General features: G+C 40.3%; 2 protein-coding genes. Both read right to left on the bottom strand.

The genetic code is table 11. The features are described 5' to 3' along the window. Positions 1–1,483: hypothetical protein (locus ACNORC_RS13365; protein ID WP_418336170.1), on the bottom strand; the 1,483-nt coding region annotated here is incomplete at its 3' end. A 545-nt stretch (positions 1,484–2,028) separates the two neighbouring features. Then, positions 2,029–5,184: a T9SS type A sorting domain-containing protein gene (locus ACNORC_RS13360; RefSeq protein WP_418336169.1), complete on the bottom strand. Its 3,156-nt coding sequence runs from the start codon at positions 5,182–5,184 to the stop codon at positions 2,029–2,031. Positions 5,185–6,341 lie beyond the last annotated feature (1,157 nt).

Below are 6,341 nucleotides of genomic sequence, written 5' to 3'. Positions count from 1 at the left end.
CAGGATTGTCATAAGCGGTAACCTTAAAGGTTTTGGTAGTTGTACAGTCCAAAGTCCCATCCGAAGAATTCTCTAAAACTGCATAAATGGTCACCTCCTTAGATGCACTGCTACCAAAATTTACCTGGTAAGTGCCCGGAGTAGAAATAGCCGTTGGCGCAGGTAAAGTGGTAGGATCCACATCATAAAAGGTTGGCGTGCCATCCTTGTTGCTAATTGCACTGTTTAAATTAAATACAGCATATCCTTTCGTACCGTCCTCACAAGCCTCAAGATTTTTAACATCAAAATCAGGATTGTCATAAACTGTAACCGTTTTCTGACATGGGGTTGACAACTCGCCTCCCGTAACCGCTAAAGTAACCGTCAATTTAATATCAAACGTTCCCGAGGAAAAGCCAGAATCTACAGATCCTGGATCTACAGTAACCGAGGCTCCAGCATCGGATCCTACAATTGCTGCGCCAGTAACATTAGTTGAATTAATTATTTCCCATTTGTATGAGGTACCAGCTTCGTCAGTACTAAAAGTCAAATTTGTACTAGGATCTTCACATGTAGTGGTATCGCCGTTTATTGTGCAATCTGGTGGTGGAGTTACTGCGTCGCTTTTAATTGCTACATCTTTACCACCACAGCCTGTTAAATTACCACATTCAGCTGCGAACATATGGAAAGAACTTCCTGGAATACTTCTGGCAGACATACCTTCTCCCCAAGTTGCCTCTTCCGCAATATTCCCTGCCCAAGCAATGACAACTGTAGCCGCTGTAGCCTTAAAGGTAATTTTTAAGTGTGACTCAGCAACCGCATCTGTTTCAAAATTTTGTGAAGGGTCCACCCATTTAAGTACTGGAATGTCGGGGGCTGTAGAAGCTACATTCCAAAAAGCAAATCTTCGGTCGTTAGCATTTAAAGCCGTGAAGGTAGTAATCGGCTCCATTTTTCCAGATCCTCCAGTACTTACAGAAGTCATATAATTATTGATTGGCAGAGGAATTGCTACATATAATGGAGACATTCCTGAACCTGCTAAACCAGTATTGGTTAAAGGATTTATCGCTTCCGGAGCGTGTCCAAAAGCATTATGCTTACCAGGGTAGTCATAAGTTGTTAAATAATCCTGAGCATGTTTTCCACCTTTTTTTGTGTCAAAACCTAAAGTAATATTATAAGTATCTCCCACCTTTAAATTAATGAGTTCAATATGGTACGGAACAGGCATACCCTCAGTTAAGTGGTTATGTTGTTTATCTAACGCTCCGGTGACCCAAATTACTGGATCCTCTACAATGCCTGCAGTTCCATTTTGACCCTGTTCCAGTTTTTCTACTTTTTGAGCCTGTATCCCAGTACTGAAGCTAAAAAAAAGGACCAGAAATAAGATGTGCAAAAAGCTTTTAAAGTAATTTGTACATTCCTTTACCGTCTTTTCGAGATCCCCATCCTGCAACGGAAAAGACCCCAGCGTAAATTCTTTCATAATAATTTTGTTTTGGTTAATAAATACTAACCAGAACATAAAGCTCAACTTCATGTGACCGGGGCGGTCTTCCTGCAACAGCAGTGTCAATTATGAAAGGGGAATAACTTTTTCCGGGGGAGAGTGGAAAAAGGAACAGTTCAACAGGCGGGGGTGCCTGAATAAACAAATTTGTATAAAAGGGGGTTAATCACCGGCCGGGGGATTGGCCAAATGGAAAAATGCTAATTTCACACCTCAATTTACATAATTTTTTGTATTTCAACAACATAGGTTAAAATATTCGTATAAAAAGACGAAATTAACTTTATGTTTAATTAAGAGCCTGTAATTCTGATAATTGAATAAAATTTCATTAAAAATTCGACGGTTTTTTGGATGTTATTCACTGATAATTAAATGGTTGAGGGTGACCAGCGTCTTAAATCGTAATCTTTTTCCGTATAAAACGGCATTTGAAATTTTAAAATGGATTTATTTAGCCTTCAACAAAAAAGCAGCCCAGGTGGGCTGCTTTTTTATTTTAATGATAAATTAATATTTAATTATTGCTTTGTGGCTTTTTCAGTAAACTCTCCGTCACTGGTAATAACCCGAATAATATATACCCCACTAGTAGCAAAGTCCATATTCAATTGAGTAGTGGATCCACGGCTGACATTATTGTCAGTAAAAGTCCTTAAAAGATTTGTTCCCAGGTAAACTTCAATTACAACATCTGATGTATAATCGAAATCGTAATCAATATTTAGAACATCTGTGAATGGTACAGGATATAGTTTTATATCCGCCGATTGAACAGTCTGAGCGGAGAATGCCTCTGTAGAAAGAGTAGCTTCACTTTCAGAACACGTACTTGCTGTTGTAGCTGAACTTCCTTCCATAGGACATGGATACATATTATTGATCATATCCAATTCGCTGGCCAAAGCTCCTTCAGTTCCATTTTCAAAAGCATCCTGAACAGCCTCTATGAGATCCTCAATATCCCCTTCCCATGGATAGGTAATTTCATCATGGCAGATATTCAACAATGCTGCCACTGATTGACGAAGCAGATTATTAACGCCTCCACCTCCTTGGTTAAGGGCCTGAAGAAGAGTTAGTTCTTCATATACTGGATAAGTACTGGCAAAATCAATTCCAAATACTGACTCGTATGTTGTACAGGTTTCATAAACATAACCCTCACTGTCTTCACACCACCTATCGGTATGTTCTTTCCAGTAACCTAGAGTACAAGCTTCCTCATCACAATCTGGCTCGGTAAATGTCACAGTACCACTGGTAGCATAACAATCATCCACACCATTAGCTGATGCTTTTGTACCGATAATGTAATAAGTACCTACTCCCATTGTGGTGCTAAATACACCATCAACATCAGGGCTTACGGCACCAAGACTTGTGTCATCACTTTCTCCTCCTTCTGTGTCCTGTACACCATTTACCTGAAACAGTTCATAACTATCAAAACTACTATTGGCCGGAACGGCAGAATCATCTAACTCTAAGATTCCACCTGCACTACAGGTGATATCTGTAGAAGTAATACTTAAATAAAGAGGATCAGGATCGGTAAAGGTCTCAGTTCCACTAGTAGCATAACAATCATCCACGCCATTAGCAGATGCTTTTGTTCCTATTATATAATAAGTTCCTTCTCCCATTGTAATGCTGAATACTCCATCAGAATCAGGAGTCACTGTACCTTGGCTCACATCATTATCCTCTCCATTTCCTGGGTCCTGAACACCTATTACTTTAAACAGCTCATAACTGTCAAAACTAGAGTTCGCCGGAACTGCGGAATCATCTAATTCTAAAATACCATCGGCCTCACCATTACAGCTGATATCTGTAGAAGTAATACTTAAATACAGAGGATCAGGATCGGTAAAGGTCTCAGTTCCACTGGTAGCATAACAATCATCCACGCCATTACCAGATGCTTTTGTACCTATTATATAATAAGTTCCTTCTCCCATTGTGGTGCTGAATACTCCATCAGAATCAGGAGTAACTGAACCTTGGCTCTCATCATTATCCTCACCATTTCCCGGGTCCTGAACACCTACTACTTTAAATAGCTCATAACTGTCAAAACTGGAGTTGGCAGGAACGGCAGAATCATCCAATTCCAAAATACCATCAGCCTCGCCATTACAGCTAATATCTGTAGAGGTAATACTTAAATAAAGAGGATCAGGATCGGTAAAGGTCTCAGTTCCACTGGTAGCATAACAATCATCCACGCCATTAGCAGATGCTTTTGTACCTATTATATAATAAGTTCCTTCTCCCATTGTGGTGCTAAATACTCCATCAGAATCAGGAGTCACTGAACCTTGGCTCTCATCATTATCCTCTCCATTTCCCGGGTCCTGAACACCTATTACTTTAAACAGCTCATAACTGTCAAAACTAGAGTTGGCAGGAACGGCAGAATCATCCAGTTCTAAAATACCGTCGGCCTCACCATTACAGCTGATATCTGTAGAAGTAATACTTAAATAAAGAGGATCAGGATCGGTAAAAGTTACAGGATCGCTAAAGGCCTCACATTCTGCACCGTCTACAACTTTGACAGCCCGTACATAGTAGGATCCCGGTGAATTACCTGTAAAATCAGACGCATCAGTATTTTGACTGATATAAACGTCATCACTTTCTTCCTCTCCTTCAGGAGCCAGACTATCAATATAATCCCCATTTAATTCCCATAATTCAAGTCTTGTATAGTTAGATGCTGAAGATATTGAAACAATGCCGTCATTTGCACCATTACACGAAATATCAGTCTTGCTAATTGCTACTTCTGGATTATCTGAAAATGGAAGCGCTACAGGACCTTCAGGGAAATCTTTTAACTCAGAAGTTCCCGAAGAACCGGAAGTTCTAGTCCTCACAAATAACGTGCTAATATATTCACAAGGATTTTCAGGAGTAAAAAATGCAGATAGGTTCACGGCACCTTCTGCCCACTGGTTGATCTCATATTGGTATAACGGCTCTCCTGTATCCGGGTCATTACCTACAGAGGAAGTACCATACACACTCCAAGGCACGACTGTTTGAACAGTGTTTACAGAAGCAAAAATACCATTTTGTTTCTCTGGTGTATTTAAAGAAACTAGGTCATAAAAGAAATTTCCCGGGTTATTAAGATCTTCAACCCATTCTCGTACCACTACCTTTGCCGCGGCACCACCTATAGTAAATTCTAGTGTTACTAATAAATCCCCTTTAGTTCTACCCCCATCCTGGCCTTCAGAAATAAAGGTACCATTACTTTTAACTAAGGATTTTTGAAGTAATTCAAAATCGATGTAACTACTACCATTGGTTACTTGACGGTCTCCTGCAAAAATGATCCAAAGGTCATTTTCATCTGTGTATGTCCCGCCTGGACCTTGCCAATCTGGGTGTGGGTGATTATCATCACCATAAGTAAAATGGACAGCTACTGTTTGAATTTCATTTTTATTAGGTGAGTTCCCCGGACCATAAGTATAGGTATTAGGGTCATCATCAATCTTATTACTACTAGTAAAAACCGTAGGGTCATTTTCATAAGGATCCCTAAAGAAAAAAGAAAGAACTCCCTCTTGATAGTCCGGACCAATTAAGCCATTGTCAAAAAGGTCCTTCGTAGGATCGTCCCAATCTACATTTTGTAGCGTGGAAATAAACAGGCTCAAACCTTCGGCATCACTTTGAGTTCCAAACCAGTCACCATAAGTGCCTACCTGTGCATTTCCATCAATCTCAAAACCATTAGTTCCATTAGTCGGCGTAAGAACAGGAGCAACACCTTGAATATTTTCAGCCGTATTCTTTTGTGCATAAAGATCTGTGGTAATAATTAAAAGCCATCCTAAAGTGAATAATGGATAGAGTAAATAGATTCTAAAGCCACTCCACCAATCCTCACTAATTGATCCCTGACAGAAAGTATTTTTCGTACCAGGATCTGTTGTAAAATCTTTCATAACATTCCATTTTTAGGTTAGATAATAACCACCACATAAGAGGAGCAACTGGTCAAGAAATATGACCATTGTAGAATGGGGTCTTAATTGCAAAAAAAAATGATCTAAAAGGGGAACAACTTTTCCCGGGGGAAGGAAGGAAAAAGGAAATTTCAAAATGGCTGAGGACCATTTTGGGGGAATCTACCGAAAACCATGGGGGAAGGTCAATTTGTCAACTGCAGTTCTTTCTGCAGGAAATAGGGCTCATGTTTTTTGGAGTAGATGCACCTTAAATATACCACATTTTGCTCATTTTCAACACCTTAAAATGTTATTTTTTCAAATTTAAAGCATGATCTTGTGAAGATTGGAAACCCTTGGATTTTTGAAGGGGTTCCATTTCATGCCCCCGGCTTTGACTGGAAAAAGCGAGCTGAAAAATTATTTTTGTTATTCTTAGTAAGAACAAACCCTCCCGGTCCTGCCTAGCGACAGGCAGGGCGGGGAACCTTGGACTGCGCTCAGGACAAGCCCCCCGATTAGTCCCGATAGCTATGGGGAGGGCTCCCTCGAGATGCAGTACTCCCGATCCCGACGGTTCGAACAGGCCTAACTTCTCTGTTGATTTTATTCCATAAAAAAACCCTTCACCAAATAAATGATGAAGGGTTTAAAAAAAAGGCGGCGACATACTCTCCCACGAGATGCAGTACTCCCGATCCCGACGGTTCGGGAGGGACGCAAACGGGCCTAACTTCTCTGTTAATTTTATTCCATAAAAAAACCCTTCACCAAATAAATGATGAAGGGTTTAAAAGAAAGGCGGCGACATACTCTCCCACGAGATGCAGTACCATCTGCGCTAACGGGCTTAACTTCTCTGT

This window comes from Salinimicrobium soli (assembly GCF_048323655.1).
Lineage (GTDB): Bacteria > Bacteroidota > Bacteroidia > Flavobacteriales > Flavobacteriaceae > Salinimicrobium > Salinimicrobium soli.
Note: the sequence above shows the minus strand (reverse complement) of the source record. Positions and strands in the feature narration are given on the sequence as shown.